This is a genomic window from Mycobacterium sp. IS-1496, assembly GCF_001499995.1.
Lineage (GTDB): Bacteria > Actinomycetota > Actinomycetes > Mycobacteriales > Mycobacteriaceae > Mycobacterium.
Genome location: NZ_LQIU01000031.1, coordinates 1 through 17,194, shown reverse-complemented (window position 1 = coordinate 17,194; position 17,194 = coordinate 1). Strand labels below are relative to the sequence as shown.

The 17,194-nt window shown below is 69.3% G+C and carries 18 protein-coding genes; 12 read left to right on the top strand and 6 right to left on the bottom strand.

Features of this window, described 5'->3' with window-relative positions:
- Window positions 1–7 precede the first annotated feature (7 nt).
- The 8 genes from AU195_RS16450 (at window position 8) to AU195_RS16415 (ending at window position 9,887) form a co-directional block, all read left to right on the top strand.
- Window positions 8–1,441 (top strand): aldehyde dehydrogenase family protein, encoded by a 1,434-nt coding sequence (locus AU195_RS16450; RefSeq protein ID WP_059160130.1) that lies wholly within the window; start codon window positions 8–10, stop codon window positions 1,439–1,441.
- A gap of 57 nt (window positions 1,442–1,498) precedes the next feature.
- Window positions 1,499–2,389 carry an amidohydrolase family protein gene (locus AU195_RS16445; RefSeq protein WP_059160129.1) on the top strand — a complete coding sequence of 297 codons (891 nt, stop codon included), beginning with the start codon at window positions 1,499–1,501 and terminating at the stop codon, window positions 2,387–2,389.
- Window positions 2,390–2,536: 147 nt separating this feature from the next.
- Window positions 2,537–2,854: an L-rhamnose mutarotase gene (locus tag AU195_RS16440; protein WP_059160128.1), complete on the top strand. Its 318-nt coding sequence runs from the start codon at window positions 2,537–2,539 to the stop codon at window positions 2,852–2,854.
- A gap of 21 nt (window positions 2,855–2,875) precedes the next feature.
- Window positions 2,876–4,195 (top strand): MFS transporter, encoded by a 1,320-nt coding sequence (locus AU195_RS16435; protein WP_059160127.1) that lies wholly within the window; start codon window positions 2,876–2,878, stop codon window positions 4,193–4,195.
- Window positions 4,192–5,370 (top strand): L-rhamnose isomerase, encoded by a 1,179-nt coding sequence (rhaI, locus tag AU195_RS16430; protein ID WP_059160126.1) that lies wholly within the window; start codon window positions 4,192–4,194, stop codon window positions 5,368–5,370. The genes AU195_RS16435 and rhaI overlap by 4 nt, the downstream gene beginning before the upstream one ends.
- 2 nt (window positions 5,371–5,372) lie before the next feature.
- The gene (locus tag AU195_RS16425) at window positions 5,373–7,421 is read left to right on the top strand and encodes a bifunctional rhamnulose-1-phosphate aldolase/short-chain dehydrogenase (RefSeq protein ID WP_059160125.1); all 2,049 of its coding nucleotides are present in this window, start codon (window positions 5,373–5,375) and stop codon (window positions 7,419–7,421) included.
- A 28-nt stretch (window positions 7,422–7,449) separates the two neighbouring features.
- The gene (locus tag AU195_RS16420) at window positions 7,450–8,895 is read left to right on the top strand and encodes a rhamnulokinase (protein ID WP_059160124.1); all 1,446 of its coding nucleotides are present in this window, start codon (window positions 7,450–7,452) and stop codon (window positions 8,893–8,895) included.
- 2 nt (window positions 8,896–8,897) lie between these two features.
- Window positions 8,898–9,887 (top strand): LacI family DNA-binding transcriptional regulator, encoded by a 990-nt coding sequence (locus AU195_RS16415; RefSeq protein ID WP_059160123.1) that lies wholly within the window; start codon window positions 8,898–8,900, stop codon window positions 9,885–9,887.
- On the opposite strand, the gene AU195_RS16410 is transcribed toward AU195_RS16415, so the two are convergent.
- Genes AU195_RS16410 through AU195_RS16400 form a run of 3 tightly spaced genes read right to left on the bottom strand, consistent with a single transcriptional unit; the run spans window position 9,884 to window position 12,703 of the window.
- Window positions 9,884–10,495 (bottom strand): LutC/YkgG family protein, encoded by a 612-nt coding sequence (locus AU195_RS16410; RefSeq protein WP_059160122.1) that lies wholly within the window; start codon window positions 10,493–10,495, stop codon window positions 9,884–9,886. The genes AU195_RS16415 and AU195_RS16410 overlap by 4 nt on opposite strands.
- The gene (locus AU195_RS16405) at window positions 10,488–11,951 is read right to left on the bottom strand and encodes a LutB/LldF family L-lactate oxidation iron-sulfur protein (protein ID WP_059160121.1); all 1,464 of its coding nucleotides are present in this window, start codon (window positions 11,949–11,951) and stop codon (window positions 10,488–10,490) included. Before AU195_RS16405 ends, AU195_RS16410 begins: the two co-directional genes overlap by 8 nt.
- Window positions 11,948–12,703 (bottom strand): (Fe-S)-binding protein, encoded by a 756-nt coding sequence (locus AU195_RS16400; protein ID WP_059160120.1) that lies wholly within the window; start codon window positions 12,701–12,703, stop codon window positions 11,948–11,950. Before AU195_RS16400 ends, AU195_RS16405 begins: the two co-directional genes overlap by 4 nt.
- Before the next feature lie 85 nt (window positions 12,704–12,788).
- Here AU195_RS16400 and AU195_RS16395 point away from each other — a divergent pair, with 85 nt between their 5' ends.
- On the top strand, window positions 12,789–13,475 hold the full coding sequence (locus tag AU195_RS16395; RefSeq protein ID WP_059160119.1) for a FadR/GntR family transcriptional regulator: 687 nt from the start codon (window positions 12,789–12,791) through the stop codon (window positions 13,473–13,475).
- A 47-nt stretch (window positions 13,476–13,522) separates the two neighbouring features.
- Window positions 13,523–14,251, top strand: coding sequence for a 3-keto-5-aminohexanoate cleavage protein (locus AU195_RS16390; protein WP_059160118.1), 729 nt, complete (start codon window positions 13,523–13,525; stop codon window positions 14,249–14,251).
- On the opposite strand, the gene AU195_RS16385 is transcribed toward AU195_RS16390, so the two are convergent.
- The gene (locus AU195_RS16385; RefSeq protein WP_059160117.1) at window positions 14,241–14,687 is read right to left on the bottom strand and encodes a cupin domain-containing protein; all 447 of its coding nucleotides are present in this window, start codon (window positions 14,685–14,687) and stop codon (window positions 14,241–14,243) included. The two genes, AU195_RS16390 and AU195_RS16385, sit on opposite strands and share 11 nt — an antisense overlap.
- A 95-nt stretch (window positions 14,688–14,782) precedes the next feature.
- Between AU195_RS16385 and AU195_RS16380 the strand changes: the two genes are divergently transcribed.
- The gene (locus tag AU195_RS16380; protein ID WP_059160116.1) at window positions 14,783–15,202 is read left to right on the top strand and encodes a hypothetical protein; all 420 of its coding nucleotides are present in this window, start codon (window positions 14,783–14,785) and stop codon (window positions 15,200–15,202) included.
- 50 nt (window positions 15,203–15,252) lie between these two features.
- Here the strand turns inward: AU195_RS16380 and AU195_RS16375 are convergent, their stop codons facing one another.
- On the bottom strand, window positions 15,253–15,702 hold the full coding sequence (locus AU195_RS16375; protein WP_059160115.1) for an Hsp20/alpha crystallin family protein: 450 nt from the start codon (window positions 15,700–15,702) through the stop codon (window positions 15,253–15,255).
- Window positions 15,703–16,092: 390 nt separating this feature from the next.
- Here AU195_RS16375 and AU195_RS16370 point away from each other — a divergent pair, with 390 nt between their 5' ends.
- The gene (locus AU195_RS16370; RefSeq protein ID WP_059160114.1) at window positions 16,093–16,776 is read left to right on the top strand and encodes a GAF and ANTAR domain-containing protein; all 684 of its coding nucleotides are present in this window, start codon (window positions 16,093–16,095) and stop codon (window positions 16,774–16,776) included.
- On the opposite strand, the gene AU195_RS16365 is transcribed toward AU195_RS16370, so the two are convergent.
- Window positions 16,777–17,013 (bottom strand): hypothetical protein, encoded by a 237-nt coding sequence (locus AU195_RS16365; protein WP_059160113.1) that lies wholly within the window; start codon window positions 17,011–17,013, stop codon window positions 16,777–16,779.
- Window positions 17,014–17,194 lie beyond the last annotated feature (181 nt).

Sequence of the window (17,194 nt, the reverse complement as noted above, 5' to 3'; positions counted from 1 at the left end):
TTGAGCCATGCGTGAGTATCTGAAGTTCTACATCGACGGCCAGTGGGTCGAGCCGCTGCGTCCGAACGCCCTCGAGGTCGACAATCCGACCACCGAGGAGGTGTCCGGCAAGATCGCGCTGGGATCGTCGGCCGACGTCGACCTGGCGGTGCAGGCCGCCCGTCGCGCGTTCGAGACCTGGTCGCAGACCACCCGCGAGGAGCGCCTGGACGTGCTGCAGGCCATCGTCGCCGAGTACCAGAAGCGGGCCGGCGACCTCGCCGACGCGGTGTCCGAGGAGATGGGTGCGCCGGCGTCGCTGGCGGCGGGCCCCCAGGTGAACCTGGGTCTGGGACATCTCATGACGGCGATCGACGTGCTGAAGAACTTCGAGTTCGAAGAACAGCACGGCTCGACGCTGGTGGTGAAGGAGCCGGTCGGGGTCTGCGGGTTGATCACCCCGTGGAACTGGCCGATCAACCAGATCGCCTGCAAGGTGTACCCGGCGCTGGCCACCGGCTGCACGATGGTGCTCAAACCCTCCGAGGTCGCCCCGTACTCGGCGCAGATCTTCACCGAGGTCATCGACGCCGCAGGCGTTCCCGCCGGTGTCTACAACCTGGTCTTCGGTGACGGTCCAGGTGTCGGCGTCCCGCTGTCGAGCCATCCGGACGTCGACATGGTGTCGTTCACCGGGTCGACGCGTGCCGGGATCGAGGTGGCGCGCAACGCGGCGCCGACCGTCAAGCGGGTGACTCAGGAACTCGGCGGCAAGAGCCCCAACATCGTGCTCGACGACGACGACTTCGCCAAGAGTGTGGCCGCGGGTGTGTCGGTGATGATGATGAACAGCGGGCAGAGCTGTAATGCGCCGTCGCGCATGCTGGTGCCGAACTCCCGGATGGACGAGGCCATCGAGATCGCCAAGCAGACCGCCGGTGCGGTCAAGGTCGGGGATCCGGGCGACAAGACCGCGATCGGACCGGTGGCGTCGAAGGTGCAGTTCGACAAGATCCAGGGCCTGATCCAGAAGGGCATCGACGAGGGTGCGACGGTCGCCGTCGGCGGCACCGGCCGTCCGGAGGGCCTCGACAAGGGCTACTACGTGAAGCCGACTGTGTTCGCGCACGTCACCAACGACATGACGATCGCGCGCGAGGAGATCTTCGGGCCGGTGCTGTGCATCCTCGGCTACGACGACCTCGACCAGGCGATCGAGATCGCCAACGACACCGATTACGGGTTGGCGGGCTACGTGTCGGCGGCCGATCTGGACAAGGCCCGCCAGGTCGCGCGCCGGATCCGCGCCGGGTCGGTGGCGATCAATCACGGCTTCGACATGAGCGCCCCGTTCGGCGGCTACAAGCGCAGCGGCAACGGTCGTGAGTGGGGCCAGTTCGCGTTCGACGAGTTCCTCGAGATCAAGGCCGCGCTGGGCTACGCGCCGGAGTCGGCCGGCTAGGGATTTCGGCGCGCTCAGGTACGCCATGCGCACGCGAGCGCGCCGAAATCGCCGGGTATGGGCATGTACGAGTACGGAATCGACTTCGCACGGGTCGACGCCGTCGACTTCCACACCCACGTGGAGATCGACGGCCACGGCCACCCGGCCTACGACGACGCCCTGGTCGAAGCCACCGCCAAGTACTTCAACCTCGGGTCCGGCGCGCTGTCGAGCGTCGACGCGCTCGCCGACCAGTACCGCAGGCACAACACCGCGGCGGTGGTGTTCACCATCGACGCCCGCACCGCGATGCGCCACGTCCCGAATTCGATCGAGGACCTCATCGCGGGTGCGGTGCGCAACAACGACGTGCTGATCCCGTTCGGCAGCGTCGACCCGTGGCACGAGCGGCGTGCGGTGCACCGGGTGCACGAACTGGTCCGGGACTACGGCGTCCGGGGTTTCAAGTTCCATCCGAGCATGCAGGCCTTCGAGCCGAACGACCGCCGCTTCTACCCGATCTACGAGGCGATCGCCGAGGCCGCCGTCCCGGCGCTGTTCCACACCGGCCAGACCGGGATGGGGGCCGGACTGCCGGGCGGGCACGGCATCAAACTGCGCTACTCGGATCCGATGCTGCTCGACGACGTCGCCGCCGACTTCCCCGAGTTGACGATCGTCATGGCGCATCCGGCGGTGCCGTGGGTGGACGCGCAGATCTCGATCGCGGCGCACAAGGCCAACGTCTTCGTCGACCTGTCCGGCTGGTCGCCGAGGTACTTCCCACCCCAGCTGGTGGGCGCCATCCGGCGGCAGTTGCGCACCAAGGTGCTGTTCGGCACCGACTTCCCGTACATCCAGCTCGACCGGTGGCAGCGCGATTTCGACGAGCTCGGCTTCGATCCGTCGGTGCGCCGGCTCGTGCTCAAGGACAACGCGCTGCGTGTGCTCGGTCTGACGGGCTGATCCCCGCCGAGTGTGAAGCGACTGCGAGTATCCGGCCGGTTTCTCGCACCGGGCGCACGTTCGGCTGCGTCTTGACTCCGTCACGCGACATCCCCTACTGTGAGCGCAGTCACCTATTGAAACGTTTCAAGCCCGGAAGGGGTCCGCATGCCGGTCGAGCGGGTCTGTTTTCGGCTTCGGCTCAGGCGTGACCGGATCGAGGACTACCTCGCTGCTCACGAACACGTGTGGCCGGAGATGCTCGACGCTCTGAGCCGGGCCGGGTGGCGCAACTACTCGCTGTTCCTCGACGACGAAGACGGTCTGGTCGTCGGCTATTTCGAGACCGACGACCATGCCGCCGCCACCGCCGCCATGGCCGCCGCCGAGGTCAACGACCGGTGGCAGGCGACCATGGCCGACTACTTCGACAGCAGGCCCGATCACGCGATGCGGGTGCTGCCGTCGTACTTCCACCTACCCTGAACGAGAGACCGAGGACTTGCCGTGAAAGTAGGAGCGCGCTCCACCACAGGCTGGAAGGCGACGATCTCCGTCGCGATGTCGAACTACATCGAGGCGGGGTCGATCATCGCGATCGCCACCAGCCTGGGTTTCTGGCAGGCCGAATTCGGCATCAGCAATTTCGGGGTCGGACTCCTCGCGGCGTTGAGCGCCAACGCCTTCGGCGCCGCGCTCGGCGCGATCCTCGGCGGCCCACTGTGTGACCGGTTCGGGCGCAAGGCGATCTACACCTACGACCTGCTGGTCTACATGGCAGGCGTGTTGGTGGCCGCGTGCGCGGTGAACTTCACCATGCTGCTCGTCGGGTTCATCGTCACCGGCATCGCCGTCGGCGCCGGCGTACCCGCCTCGTGGACCTACATCGCCGAACAGGCGCCGTCGGTGCAGCGGGCCAAACACGTGGGCACCGCACAGCTGGCGTGGTCGACCGGGCCGCTCATCGGGTTCGCGCTCGCCGCCGCCCTCGCGCCGCTCGGACTGCTCGGCTCCCGGTTGATCTTCGCCCACCTGTTCGTCGTCGCGGCGATCGTCTGGTGGGTCCGGCAGGGGTTGGAGGAATCGCAGATCTGGCAGGACGAGGGAAAGGCGGAGTCCGCGCAGATCGCCGCGGCAGTCGGCGTCCGCGGCCTCCGGGGATTGTTCTCGCGCAAGGTCAACATCACCGCGCTGCTCTTCCTCGGCGGCATCTACCTGTTCTGGAACACCGTCGCGGGGCAGGCCGGGATCTTCATGCCGCGGGTCTACGACACCGCGGGCCTGCACAGCGCGGTCCAGCAGAATCTGCTGCAGGTGATGGTGTGGGGCTGCACCGTCGCCGCCACCTACTTCGGGTTCATGGGGCTCGCCGACCGGATGTCGCAGCGCCTGCTCTACGTCATCGGCGCCGCGCTCGGCATCGTCGGCTGGATCGTGCTGGTCGCGTTCACCGACAACGGCGTCCCCACCATGCTGATCTTCGCGGTGCTGTGGGGAATCTCCAGCGGTATCGGCGCGCAGGCGTTCTACAGCCTGTGGACCAGCGAACTGTTCGCCACCCCCTACCGCGCGAGCGCGCAGGGCGTGATGTTCTTCGTGGTCCGCACCGCCACCGGCCTGCTGTCCTACTTCTTCCCGACGATGCTCGCCGTCACCGGTCTCACCGGCGTCGGACTCCTGCTCGTCGGCTTGCTCACCATCGCGCTGATCATCGGCGCGGTGTGCGCCCCACAGACCCGAGGCAAGACCCTCAAACAGATCGAAGCCGAACGCTACGGTGCGCCCGTCTCACCGATGGTCACCGAGAAAGCGACTGTCACACCATGAATCCGCTAATGGACAACCTCGCGATCGAACTGCCGTCGTGGGCGTTCGGCAACTCGGGCACCCGCTTCAAGGTGTTCGGCACCCCCGGCACCGCGCGCACCGTCGAGGAGAAGATCGCCGACGCCGCGATGGTGCACCGGATGACGGGCCTGGCCCCGCGGGTCGCGCTGCACATCCCGTGGGACACCGTCGACGACTACGCCGCGCTGTCGGACTACGCCAGGGACCTCGGCGTCACGCTGGGCACAATCAACTCCAACACCTTCCAGGACGACGACTACAAGTTCGGCAGCCTTACCCACACCGACAAAGCCGTGCGGCAGAAGGCCATCGACCATCACCTGCACTGCATCGAGGTGATGGACCAGACCGGTTCCCGGGACCTCAAAGTGTGGCTGGCCGACGGCACCAACTACCCCGGCCAGGGCGATCTGCGCGGACGCCAGGAACGCCTCGCCGAATCGCTGGCCGCGATCTACGAGCACATCGGCCCCAACCAGCGAATGGTGTTGGAGTACAAGTTCTTCGAACCGGCGATGTACATGACCGACGTGCCGGACTGGGGCACGTCGTACGCCCACGTCACCGCGCTGGGCGAACGCGCGATGGTCTGCCTGGACACCGGTCACCACGCCCCCGGCACGAATGTCGAGTTCATCGTCGCGCAGTTGCTGCGCCTGGGCCGGCTGGGATCGTTCGACTTCAACTCGCGCTTCTACGCCGACGACGACCTCATCGTGGGTGCGGCCGACCCGTTCCAGCTGTTCCGCATCATGTTCGAGGTGATTCGCGGCGGCGGTCTGGACGCCACGGGCGAGCGAAGCGACAGGGGGAAGACGGAGTCGGGCGTCGCGCTGATGCTCGACCAGTGCCACAACGTCGAGGCGAAGATCCCCGGGCAGATCCGGTCGGTCCTCAACGTGCTGGAGATGACGGCACGCGCGCTGCTCGTCGACACCGACGCGCTGACCGCGGCGCAGGAGGCCTCGGACGTGTTGGGCGCCAACGCGATCTTCATGGACGCGTTCTACACCGACGTCCGTCCCCGCCTCGCCCAGTGGCGCACCGAGCGGGGCCTGCCCGCCGACCCGATGGCCGCGTTCGCCGAATCGGGCTACCAGGAGACCATCAACGCCGACCGTGTCGGCGGTACGCAATCGAGTTGGGGAGCATGAGCATGACGAACAGCACCGTCGCCGAGTTGATCGAACGCTCGAACCGGTTGGGCGCGGACCCGAAGAACACCAACTACGCCGGCGGAAACACCTCGGCCAAGGGAACCGAGACCGATCCGGTGACCGGCCAACCCGTTGAGTTGTTGTGGGTCAAGGGGTCCGGCGGCGACCTCGGCACGCTGACCGAGAAGGGCCTGGCTGTGTTGCGGCTGGACCGGATACGCGCGCTCGTCGACGTCTACCCGGGTATCGACCGCGAGGACGAGATGGTGGCCGCGTTCGACTACTGCCTGCACGGCCGTGGTGGCGCGGCGCCGTCGATCGACACCGCCATGCACGGTCTGGTCGACGCCGCACACGTCGACCACCTGCACCCCGATTCGGGCATCGCCATCGCGACCGCCGCCGACGGCGAGGCGTTGACCAAGCAGATCTTCGGCGACCGGGTGGTGTGGGTTCCGTGGCGCCGACCGGGGTTCCAACTCGGTCTCGACATCGCCGAGATCAAGCGGACCAACCCGCAGGCCATCGGCACCATCCTCGGTGGCCACGGCATCACCGCGTGGGGTGACACCTCGGCCGAGGCCGAGGCGCACTCGCTCGAGATCATCCGCACCGCCGAGCGCTACATCGCCGAACACGGCCGCCGCTATCCGTTCGGCGCCCCGCTTTCGGGATACGGTGCGCTGTCCGAGAAGCAGCGCCGCGCCAAGGCCGCCGCGCTCGCCCCGTACCTGCGCGGGCTCGCATCCACCGACAAACCCCAGGTCGGGCATTTCACCGACGACCCGCGGGTGCTCGAATTCCTCAGCTGCAGTGAACATCCGCGCCTGGCGGCCCTCGGCACGAGCTGTCCCGACCACTTCCTGCGCACCAAGGTCACACCGCTGGTGCTCGACCTGCCCGCCGACGCTCCGGTGGACGAGTGCAAGGCCCGGCTCACCGAACTGCACGAGGCGTACCGCGCCGACTACCGCGCCTACTACGAGCGCCACGCCGGACCCGACAGCCCGGCGATGCGCGGCGCCGACCCCGCCATCGTGCTGATCCCCGGCGTCGGGATGTTCAGCTACGGCAAGGACAAGCAGACCGCGCGGGTGGCCGGGGAGTTCTACCTCAACGCCATCAACGTCATGCGCGGCGCCGAGGCGATCTCCACCTACGCACCGATCGACGAGGCGGAGAAGTTCCGCATCGAGTACTGGGCGCTGGAGGAGGCCAAGCTCCAGCGGATGCCGAAACCGAAGCCGCTGGCGACCCGCATCGCGCTGGTGACCGGTGCGGCCTCGGGGATCGGCAAGGCCATCGCCGCGCGGCTGGCCGCCGAGGGTGCGTGCGTGGTGATCGCCGACCTGGACGCCACCAAGGCCGAGGCGGCCGCCTCCGAGATCACCACCGAGATCGGCAACGCCGACGCGGCGGTGGGTATCGCCGCCGACGTCACCGACGAAGCGGCGGTGCAGGCCGCGATCGACGCCACCGTGCTCGCATTCGGCGGCATCGACATCGTCGTCAACAACGCCGGTCTCTCGCTGTCGAAGTCGTTGCTGGAGACCACCGCCGAGGACTGGGATCTGCAGCACGACGTGATGGCCCGCGGCTCGTTCCTGGTGTCCAAGGCCGCGGCGAAAGCGCTGATCGACCAGGGCCTCGGCGGCGACATCATCTACATCTCGTCGAAGAACTCGGTGTTCGCCGGTCCGAACAACATCGCCTACTCCGCGACCAAGGCCGACCAGGCGCATCAGGTCCGGCTGCTGGCCGCCGAACTGGGCGAGCACGGCGTGAAGGTCAACGGCATCAACCCCGACGGCGTGGTGCGCGGCTCGGGCATCTTCGCCGGCGGCTGGGGTGCCAAACGCGCAGCGGTGTACGGGGTTCCGGAGGAGGAGCTCGGCAAGTACTACGCGCAGCGCACCCTGCTCAAGCGTGAGGTACTGCCGGAGAACGTCGCCAATGCCGCGTTCGCGCTGTGCACGTCGGACTTCTCGCACACCACCGGATTGCATGTGCCGGTCGACGCGGGCGTCGCCGCGGCGTTCTTGCGATGAGCGCTTGCGCGAAGAGCCGAGGACTGCGATGAGTCGCGGGCAGGTCGCGGCGGTCGACCTCGGCGCCACCAGCGGCCGTGTCATGCTCGCCGACATCGGCTCCGGGCATCTGGAGATGACGGCGGTCGCCCGTTTCCCCAACGATCCCGTGCGGGTGTGGAACGGCAGGCGCAACGCGCTGCACTGGGACATCACCGGGCTGTACGGCCAGGTGTGTCAGGGATTGTCGGCCGCGGCGAGGACGGCCGACAACCTCACCGGGATCGGGGTCGATTCGTGGGCGGTGGACTACGGGCTGCTGCGGGAAGGGCGGCTGCTCGGCACCCCGCACCACTACCGCGACGACCGCACGGCCACGGGAGTCGACCTCGTGCACGCCGTGGTGGAACCTTCGGAGCTCTACCACCGCAACGGCATCCAGTTCCTGCCCTTCAACACCATCTACCAGTTGGCGGTGGAACGCGCCGACGGGCTGCTCGACTCAGCCGACACCGTTCTGCTCGTTCCCGACCTGATCAACTACTGGCTGACCGGCCGCGCGGCCGCCGAGCGGACCAACGTGTCGACCACCGGCCTGCTGGGACTCGACGGCGGCTGGGACACCGACCTCATGCGACGGATCGGCCTGCGCCCGAGCCTGTTCGGCGATCTCGTGGAGCCGGGCACCGTGCTCGGCCCGGTCCGGACGCAGGTCGCCGGATCTCTCGGCCTGACCGGAGACGTGCAGGTGGTCGCGGTCGGTTCGCACGACACCGCCTCGGCCGTGGCGGCGATCCCGATGCGGCCGCAGCAGGCGGCCTACATCTCCTGCGGCACCTGGGGTCTGGTGGGCGTCGAGCTGCCCGGGCCGGTGGTCACCGAGGAGAGCCGGGCCGCCAACTTCACCAACGAGATCGGCGTCGAGGGCCGGGTGCGGTTCCTGCGCAACGTGATGGGCACCTGGCTGCTGTCGGAGACGGTGCGGCAGTACGAACGCGACGGCGCCCCGGCCGATCTGGCTGTGCTGCTCGATCAGGCCGCCGCCGCTCCGGCACCCGCCGAGGTGTTCGACACCGACGACCCCCGCTTCCTGCCGCCGGGCGACATGCCCGCGCGGATCGCCTCGTGGTACCGCGAACAGGGCCTGCCCGCCCCCGACGGGCCCGCCGAGACCGTCCGCGCCATCGTCGAAAGCCTCGCCGCGGCATTCGCGGTGGCGGTCGGTACGGCGGCGAGGCTGTCCGGTGTCGACGTCGCGACGGTGCACATGGTCGGCGGCGGCTGCCGGAACACGCTGCTGTGCCAGCTGACCGCCGACCGCCTCGGTAGGCCCCTGCTGGCCGGACCCGTCGAGGCCACCGCGCTGGGCAACGTGCTGCTCACCGCGCGCGCCACCGGACTCGTCGACGGTGGGCTCGACGCGCTGCGGGGTCTGGTCGCCGACCGGTTCCCCGCGACCCGCTACGTCCCGTCTGGTGCAATGGTGTCGTGGTGAGCATGCGGGAGGTGGCCGCTGCGGCGGCCGTCTCCGTCGGCACGGTGTCCAACGTGCTGAACTCACCCGGCAAGGTCGCCCCGGCGACCGTCGCGCGCGTGCACGCGGCCATCGAGGAGTTGGGGTTCGTCCGCAACGACGCCGCCCGCCAACTCAAGGCCGGCCGGTCGCGCAGCGTCGGGTTGGTGGTGCTCGACGTGGGCAACCCGTTCTTCACCGACATCGCCCGCGCCGCCGAACACCGGGCCGGCGAATACAACCTCACCCTGCTGCTCGGCACGTCCGACGACGACATCCGCCGCGAACGGGCCTACCTCGACGCCTTCGACGAACAACGGGTCTTCGGGCTGCTGGTATCGCCGATCGGCGACGACCTCGGCCGGCTACGGGCCTCCCAGCAGCGTGGGACGCCGGTCGTCCTGGTCGACCGTGACGGCAGCGGCACCCCGTTCGATTCGGTGGCGGTCGACGACGTCGCGGGTGCCCGGCTGGCCGTGAATCACCTGTGCGCCACGGGGCGTCGGCGGATCGCGTTCGTCAGCGGGCCGACCGAACTGCGGCAGGTGCGTGACCGGCTCCGCGGTGCGCGGGAGGCGGTCGCCGATGTTCCGGGCGCCACGCTCGAGGTCGTCGAGACGCCCACGCTCACCGTGCTGGAGGGCCGTGCAGCCGGGGAACGGCTGCGGTCACGGCCACCCGGGCGCCGGCCCGACGCCGTGTTCTGCGCCAACGACCTGCTGGCCATCGGCGTGCTGCAGGCGCTGGCGCTGATCGGCGACATCCGCGTGCCCGACGACATCGCGCTGGTCGGCTACGACGACATCGACTTCGCACGCTCGGCCGTGGTGCCGCTGACGTCGGTGCGCCAGCCCACCAGGGCGATCGGGACGACGGCGATCGACCTGCTGATGGCCGCGGCCGACGCCGGCAGCGCACACAGCGCCGAGCACATCGTGTTCCAGCCCGAACTGGTCGTCCGCGACTCGACCTAACCGTCGACGATCAGCACGTCCAGTGTGCGCGGGCCGTGGACGCCCTCGACCCGGTTGAGTTCGATGTCGCTCGTGGCGCTCGGCCCGGAGATGAACGTCAACGGGCGCAACGGATCGAGCGCCGCGAACGCCTGCGGGACGGTGTCGACGATCTGCCGGGTGAACACCACGCAGATGTGGTGGTCGGGAATGAGCGTCAACGCCCGCCTGCCCTGTGTGGGGCCGGCGTCGAGCACGATGGTTCCCGTCGCGGCGATGCCCACCGCGCATCCCGTCACCACCGCATCGGCCCCGTCCAGGTCGGCGTTCGACAGCGGAGGGACGTCACGCACCGCGTCGAGGCCGTCCACCCATTCGCCGGGCACGTCGGCCGGGGTCACCACGCGAGCGCCCGGCGGGAGTAAGGCGCCGACCGTGTCCGCCACCGCGCCCGCGACGTGGTGCACCCGTGCCTGGTACTCGCCGACCGCCTCGGCGAAGCGGGCCACGTCACCGCGGCCCTGTAACGGCGCGCGGTCGTAGTCGCGGGGGACCCGCACCGCAGGCGGCGGGGCAGTCGCGAGAGCGTCCCGGATGCGGCCGAGCACAACCGCTTTCGCGTCATCCATGGGTGCGGCTCCACCACTGCCGGAACGTCTCGGCGGGTGGTTCGGGCATGTCGCGGCTGGCGGTCCACTTCGACCCCGGCCACGGCAGGGACGTGATGCGGTGGTCGGCATCGGCGGCCCACCGTCCGGCGGCCAGCGCCTTCTCGGCCAGTGCGAACCGGCGCGGTGACGCCATCGTCCACGCCGCGGCCTTCATCGCCAGGTCCTGCCCACCGGGTATGCCGCCGCGTACGCCTCTTTCCTGGTCCACCGATTTCGCCCGCAGATGCACGAGGATCGACGGGATGTCGATGCGCACGGGGCACGCGTCGAAACACGCGCCGCACAGCGACGAGGCATAGGGCAGTGAGGCGTTGGGATCGTCGTGTCCGGCGGTGCCGGTCAGCTGTGGGGACAGGATCGCCCCGATGGGCCCCGGGTAGACCGACCCGTAGGCGTGCCCACCGGTGCGCTCGTAGACCGGGCACACGTTGAGGCAGGCGCTGCACCGGATGCAGTGCAGCGCGGCGCGGCCCACCTCGTCGGCGAGCACGCCGGTGCGGCCGTTGTCGAGCAACACGAGGTGGAACTCCCGGGGACCGTCGCCGGGATGCACCCCGGTCCACATCGAGGTGTACGGGTTCATCCGCTCGGCGGTCGACGACCGCGGGAGCAGCTGCATGAACACCTCGAGGTCGGTGAACCGCGGCACCACCTTCTCGATGCCCATCACGGTGATCAGGGTCTGCGGCAGCGTCAGGCACATCCGGCCGTTGCCCTCGGATTCGACGACGGCGAGCGTACCCGTCTCGGCCACACCGAAATTGGCCCCGCTGACCGCGACCTTGGCCGACAAGAACTTGCGGCGCAGATGTGCGCGGGCGGCCATGGCGAGGACGCGCGGTTCGTCGGTCAGGTCCGCCGCACCCGGCATCTCGCGCCGGAAGATCTCGCGGATCTCCGCGCGGTTGCGGTGGATCGCCGGCACCAGGATGTGACTGGGCTTGTCATGTCCGAGTTGGACGATCAGTTCGGCGAGATCGGTTTCGACCGCCGCGATACCGATGGACTCCAGGTACTCGTTGAGCCCGATCTCCTGGGTGGCCATCGACTTGACCTTGACCACCTCGTCGGCACCGGCCGCCCGGGCCACCTCGCCCACGATGCGGTTCGCCTCGTCCGCGTCGCGCGCCCAGTGCACCACCCCGCCGCGGGCGGTGACGTTGCGCTCGAGTTCGGTGAGCAGTTCGGGAAGGCGGGCGAGCACATCCTGTTTGAGCGCGCTGCCCGCCGCCCGCAGCTCTTCCCAGTCGGCGCACTCGCTCACCGCGTGCAGCCGTTTGGTCCGGATGGTGCGGGTGGCGTATCCGACGTTGCGCCGCATCTGAGCGTCCTGCAAGGCTTTCCGCGCGGCCCGTGGGAAGGTCTCGTCGCCGCGCAGGTTGCCGGTGCCGGGGGTGCCGAGGAACGTGCTCACCGCGCACCGGCCGTGGCGTCGTCGGTCGAGGCGAGGATCTCGGCGAGGTGGACGGTACGCACGCCGGACCGGAGGCGGCTCAGGCCGCCACCGATGTGCATGAGGCACGAGGAGTCGCCCGCGCTGCAGATCTCGGCGCCCGTCTCGATCACGTGGGCCATCTTGTCGGCGAGCATGGCCGTCGAGGTGTCGGCGTTCTTGAGCGCGAAGGTCCCGCCGAAGCCGCAGCAGGACTCGGCGTCGGGCAGCTCGACCAGCGTGAGCCCCCGGACGTGGCGCAGCAACTCCAGCGGTTTGTCGCCGACCCGCAGCATCCGCAGCGAGTGACAGGTGGGGTGGTAGGTCACCCGGTGCGGGTAGTAGGCGCCGACGTCGCGCACGCCGAGGACGTCGACCAGGAATTCGGACAGCTCGTAGGTGCGGGTGGCGACGGCTTCCGCGCGGACGGCCAGCCGCTCGTCGCCGGCCCGGCGGGCGACTATCGCGTGCTGGTGGCGGACCGAGCCCACGCAAGACCCCGACGGCGCCACGGCGGCCTCGCACCCGGCCTGTTCGAACACCTCGACGTGGTGGCGCACCAGGGTGGTCGCCTCATTGAGATAGCCCGTGTTGACGTGCATCTGACCGCAGCAGGTCTGCTTCTCGGGGAAGACGACGTCATGGCCGAGCCGCTCGAGGAGCTGCACGGTGGCGATGGCGGCCTGCGGGAACATGGCGTCGGCCAGACAGGTCGCGAACAGGGCGATACGCATGACGGCTCCGGGGCGTGGGCTGTGGTCCGACCACAGTACGTCACTGTGGTCGGACCACACCAGCGCGCACGGATATCCTCATCGCATGCGCGCCCACGAACTCGTCCTCGAGCGGATCGAACGCGATCTCGCCGGCGGCGCGCTGGCGATCGGGGACCGGCTGCCGGGGGAGCGGGCGCTGGCCGGCGAACTGTCGGTCAGCCGGTCCTCGGTGCGGGAGGCCATCCGGGTGCTCGAGGCCATGGGGGTGGTTCGCACCGCGGTGGGTTCCGGGCCCGAGGCGGGCGCCGTCGTCGTCGCCGATCCGAGCAGCTCGATCGGGTCCGCCCTGCGGCTGCACACCGCGACCCGGCACCTGCCGATCGCCGACCTCGTCGACACCCGGATCCTGTTGGAGAGCTGGGCGTTGCGCGAAGCCGCGCATCGCACCCCGCGGCCGGACCTGACCGCCGTCGAAGCGACGCTCGACGCGATGGACGAGGCGCGGATGAGTCCCGAGGAGTTCCTGCGCCTCGATGCCGCGTTCCACGTCGCGATGTCGGAGTTGGCGGGCAACGTCGTCGTGGCGGCGATGATGGCGGCACTGCGGGACTCCATCCACGGCTACGTGCTGGCCGGTGTGCCGTCGCTCGACGACTGGCCGGCCGTCGCGACGACCCTGCGCGCGGAGCACCGGGCGATCCTGGCCGCGGTGCGCCGCGGACACGGGGCCCGGGCCGGCGAGTTGGTGTGCGCCCACATCCGCGGTTACGTCGACCTGATCCAGCGGTGACTCAAGATCGTCCGTCGCCGCGAACATCCGCAGGCCAAGATGGAGCCATGGCCTCGAAGTCACCGACCTACGTCCAGGCGTGCATCAACGGCGCCCGCACCCCCGATGAGCACCCCGCCCTTCCGGTCACGCCGGACGAACTCGCTGCGGCCGCCGTCGCCGCCCACGGGGCCGGGGCGAAGTCGGTGCACCTGCACCCCAAGGGGACCGACGGCGCCGACTCACTCGAGCCCGACATCGTCGGGGCAGCGGTGGCCGCGGTCCGCCACGCCGCCCCCGGCCTTCCGCTCGGCGTGACGACCGGCTTCTGGGCGCTGCCCGACGCGCGGCACCGGCTTCGCGCGGTGGAGAGTTGGTCGGTCCTCCCGGACTTCACCTCGCTGAACTGGCATGAGCCGGGGTCGCCGGAACTCGCGGATCTGTTGCTGAGCAGAGGCCTCGGCGTGGAGGTCGGGATCTTCCACGCCGAGGCGGCCGAGTCGTGGGCGGCGTCCGAGGTTGCGCCGCACTGTCTGCGCGTGATGATCGAACTGCCACGCGACGGCGACACCGACACCGCCGACACGCTGCTCGACATCGTGCGGTCCGCCGAGTCGCCGGCACCGGTGCTGCTGCACGGCCTCGACGAAAGCTGTTGGCCGGTCCTGCAACACGCGGGCGTGCGCGAGCTGCAGACGCGGATCGGTCTGGAGGACACGCTGCGGCTTCCCGACGGATCGGTGGCCCCCGACAACGCGGCGCTGGTTGCGGCCGCGATCGCCCTGCTCAGTCGTTGACGGCGCCCAACTCGAAGTCGGCGAAGTCGAATCCGGGGATCACCACACAGCTGACCAGGCTGGGCTCGTCGTCGCGGGGGCGGGCGCGTTGCCAGTGCCGCGCGGGCACGATCAGCTGCGGGCTCTCCCCGGCGTCGATGTCGCTGCCGAGCAGATGCGTTGTCGCCGAATCGTGTTCGGGCCCCATCTCCAGCAGCAGCGGGCTGCCGCGGTGGTAGAGCCACAGTTCGGCGCTGCGCACGGTGTGCCACGCCGACTGCTGACCCGGCATGAGCAGGAACAGGATCGCGGTTCCCGCGCTGCGCGGGCCGGTGTAGTCCGGCGGCAGAGCCGACTGCGTGACGGTGAGATCGCTGCGCCAGGTCTCCCGGTACCAGCCGCCTTCGGGATGCGGCGACAGGTCGAGCCGCTGCGCCCACGCCGGGAGATCGCTCATCGCATGCACCGCCTTGGGTCGAGGTCACCTCAGCCTAGAGATGATCAGCCCGGTGGTCGACGCCGGCGCACGGACGCGCACGCTAATCTCATCGCATGCTGCGTCCCGGGTGGCTCGTCGCGCTGTGTGCGGCGGCGCTGGCCGTGAGTGCGTGGTTGCCGTGGCTGACCACCACCGCCGACGGGGGTGGACGCGCCAGCGCGATCGGGGGGACCGTCGGCAGCCTGGTGCTTCCGCCCCGGTTCGGCGCCGGGCAGTTGATCGTGCTGCTGGCGTCGGTTCTGGTGGTGGCCGGGGCGATGGCGGCGAGGGGTCTGTCCGAACGGACGGCTTCGATTGCCGCCGTGGCTCTTTCGCTGCTGATCGTCGGGATGACGGCGTGGTACTACCGCATCAACGTCCAGGATCCGGTGGAACCCGGCTACGGACTCTACGTCGGTGCCGGCGTGGCCGTCGCCGCCCTGTTGTGCTCGGTGTGGTCACTCGTCGCGGCGATGTCCCGGCACCCACGCTGAACACGACAAGGCCGCGGGCTCGCGCCCGCGGCCTGTGCCGTGTGTCGCCGCTACTCGGCGTCGACGGTCGTGGGTTGGATGGACTTCTGGCCGCCGCCGTGGGCGACGTCGATCTTGCGCGGTTTGGCGCGTTCGGCCATCGGGATCGTGACGGTCAGCACGCCGTTCTCGTAGGTCGCCGAAATCGCCCCCGTGTCGACGCCCTCACCGAGCGACAGCTGCCGCCGGTAGCTGCCGAAGAACCGCTCGTTGGCAAGCCATTGCGCGGCGTCGTCGGATCGGGCGGTGCGGTGCGCCGAGATGGTGAGCGTGCCGTTGTCGACGTTGACGTCGACCGAGCCGGGGTCGACGCCGGGAAGGTCGGCGGTCAGCACGTAGTGGTCGTCGATCTTGCAGAGGTCCATCGGCATGAACCGGGGAGTACGAGTTGATCCGGTCTGGCTGCTCAGCAAACCCCGGGTCCAGGTGTCCAGATCACTGAACGGATCAAAGCGAAGCACAGCAATCCACCTCCTCGTCGATCTGAAAGCCCGCCACCCTGGCGGGTAGCCAAATCACTGTGCACCGTCAGATTAGCACTCGGTGCGGGAGAGTGCTAGCCCCTTTTTTGGCCGATCGGCGCAGCTGGGGCGGTGTTTTCGGGAAGCGTGTCCGCGGTCGGGAACCGCCGTGGCGCGCGGCCGAAGGAGTGGCCGTCGGCGCGGGCGAGCGCGGGGATCGGGCGCCGGAGGCGCAGATGAGGGCGGCCCCGCCGGCTCCTGGTCTGAACCGACGAGACCTCAGCGGGTGTGGTGGTCGACCGCCACACCCGCCTCAGCGCACCATTCCCCACTCGCAACGTCACAAACGTATCCGGTGTGCGTTTCGCCGACATCGGGAAGACTGGCCCCATGACCCAACCGCAGACGCACGATCTCGCCATGCGCATGGCGGAGTTGGCGCGCACCCTCGCCTCTCCCCGCGACCTGGACGAGATCCTGTCCGGCGTCACGGCGGCGGCCAAGGAGCTTATCCCGGGCGTGGACGCCGCGGGCATCCTGCTGATCGGTCGCGGAGGGACGTTCGAGTCGGTCGCGCAGGTCACCGAATTGCCGCAACGGCTCGACGAACTGCAGATGAAGTACAACGAGGGGCCCTGCGTGCAGGCGGCGCTCGATGACGTCGTGGTGCGCACCGACGACTTCCGCGAGGAGACCCGTTGGCCGCAGTACGCACCGGCGTGTGTCGAGATGGGGGTGTTCAGCGGGCTGTCGTTCAAGCTCTACACCGCCGACCGCACCGCCGGGGCGCTCAACCTGTTCGGCTTGCAGCCCCGGGTGTGGGACGACGAGTCTGAGACCACCGGCACGGTGCTGGCCGCGCACGCCGCGGCCGCCCTGCTCGCCCACCGCGAAGGCGAGCAGCTCAGATCTGCGCTGTCCACCCGTGACCGGATCGGGCAGGCCAAGGGGATCATCATGGAGCGCTACAAGGTCGACGACGTCCAGGCGTTCGAGATGATGCGCCGACTCTCGCAGGACAGCAACAAGAAGCTCACCGAGATCGCTCAGCAGGTGATCGACACCCGCGGCTGATCAGTGGTTGTGGTGGCCGTGCTTCCAATGGCCGTTGCCCCGTCCGCGCGGCCCGTCGTCGTACCACTGCACCCATCCCGGGGTGTCGACGCAGGCGTAGGCCACTCCGTAGGGGCCGCTGACGCAGACGTCCGGTCCGGCCGACGCGGGGGCGGCTGCCGCGAGGGCGACGCCGACGGGCAGCGCCATCGCGCCGGTTGCCAGTGCCACGGTCTTGCGCATTCTCGATCGGATCACGCGAACACCTTAGCCCGGCTACCGAATGGCGAACAACCGTGCCCCGCTGACGCTTTCGTCAAAAGTCGGCATTCGCTGAGACTGCTGTCAGATCGCGAATCGGCCGGCGGTTTCAAGCGGTGGATGCAACAGCTGGTGGGTTTGAGAGTAGTTCGTTGAGTTTCTCGGCTGGTGTTCTCCA

Excerpts from the sequence above, each read along its gene's own strand:
- AU195_RS16370 (WP_059160114.1), top strand. The coding sequence starts at position 16,093 with ATGACCCAACCGCAGACGCACGATCTCGCCATGCGCATGGCGGAGTTG.
- AU195_RS16450 (WP_059160130.1), top strand. The coding sequence starts at position 8 with ATGCGTGAGTATCTGAAGTTCTACATCGACGGCCAGTGGGTCGAGCCG.
- AU195_RS16420 (WP_059160124.1), top strand. The coding sequence starts at position 7,450 with ATGAGTCGCGGGCAGGTCGCGGCGGTCGACCTCGGCGCCACCAGCGGC.
- AU195_RS16385 (WP_059160117.1), bottom strand. The coding sequence starts at position 14,687 with ATGAGCGATCTCCCGGCGTGGGCGCAGCGGCTCGACCTGTCGCCGCAT.
- AU195_RS16400 (WP_059160120.1), bottom strand. The coding sequence starts at position 12,703 with ATGCGTATCGCCCTGTTCGCGACCTGTCTGGCCGACGCCATGTTCCCG.
- AU195_RS16380 (WP_059160116.1), top strand. The coding sequence starts at position 14,783 with ATGCTGCGTCCCGGGTGGCTCGTCGCGCTGTGTGCGGCGGCGCTGGCC.
- AU195_RS16390 (WP_059160118.1), top strand. The coding sequence starts at position 13,523 with ATGGCCTCGAAGTCACCGACCTACGTCCAGGCGTGCATCAACGGCGCC.
- AU195_RS16445 (WP_059160129.1), top strand. The coding sequence starts at position 1,499 with ATGGGCATGTACGAGTACGGAATCGACTTCGCACGGGTCGACGCCGTC.
- AU195_RS16410 (WP_059160122.1), bottom strand. The coding sequence starts at position 10,495 with ATGGATGACGCGAAAGCGGTTGTGCTCGGCCGCATCCGGGACGCTCTC.
- AU195_RS16440 (WP_059160128.1), top strand. The coding sequence starts at position 2,537 with ATGCCGGTCGAGCGGGTCTGTTTTCGGCTTCGGCTCAGGCGTGACCGG.
- AU195_RS16425 (WP_059160125.1), top strand. The coding sequence starts at position 5,373 with ATGACGAACAGCACCGTCGCCGAGTTGATCGAACGCTCGAACCGGTTG.
- AU195_RS16395 (WP_059160119.1), top strand. The coding sequence starts at position 12,789 with ATGCGCGCCCACGAACTCGTCCTCGAGCGGATCGAACGCGATCTCGCC.
- AU195_RS16415 (WP_059160123.1), top strand. The coding sequence starts at position 8,898 with ATGCGGGAGGTGGCCGCTGCGGCGGCCGTCTCCGTCGGCACGGTGTCC.
- rhaI (WP_059160126.1), top strand. The coding sequence starts at position 4,192 with ATGAATCCGCTAATGGACAACCTCGCGATCGAACTGCCGTCGTGGGCG.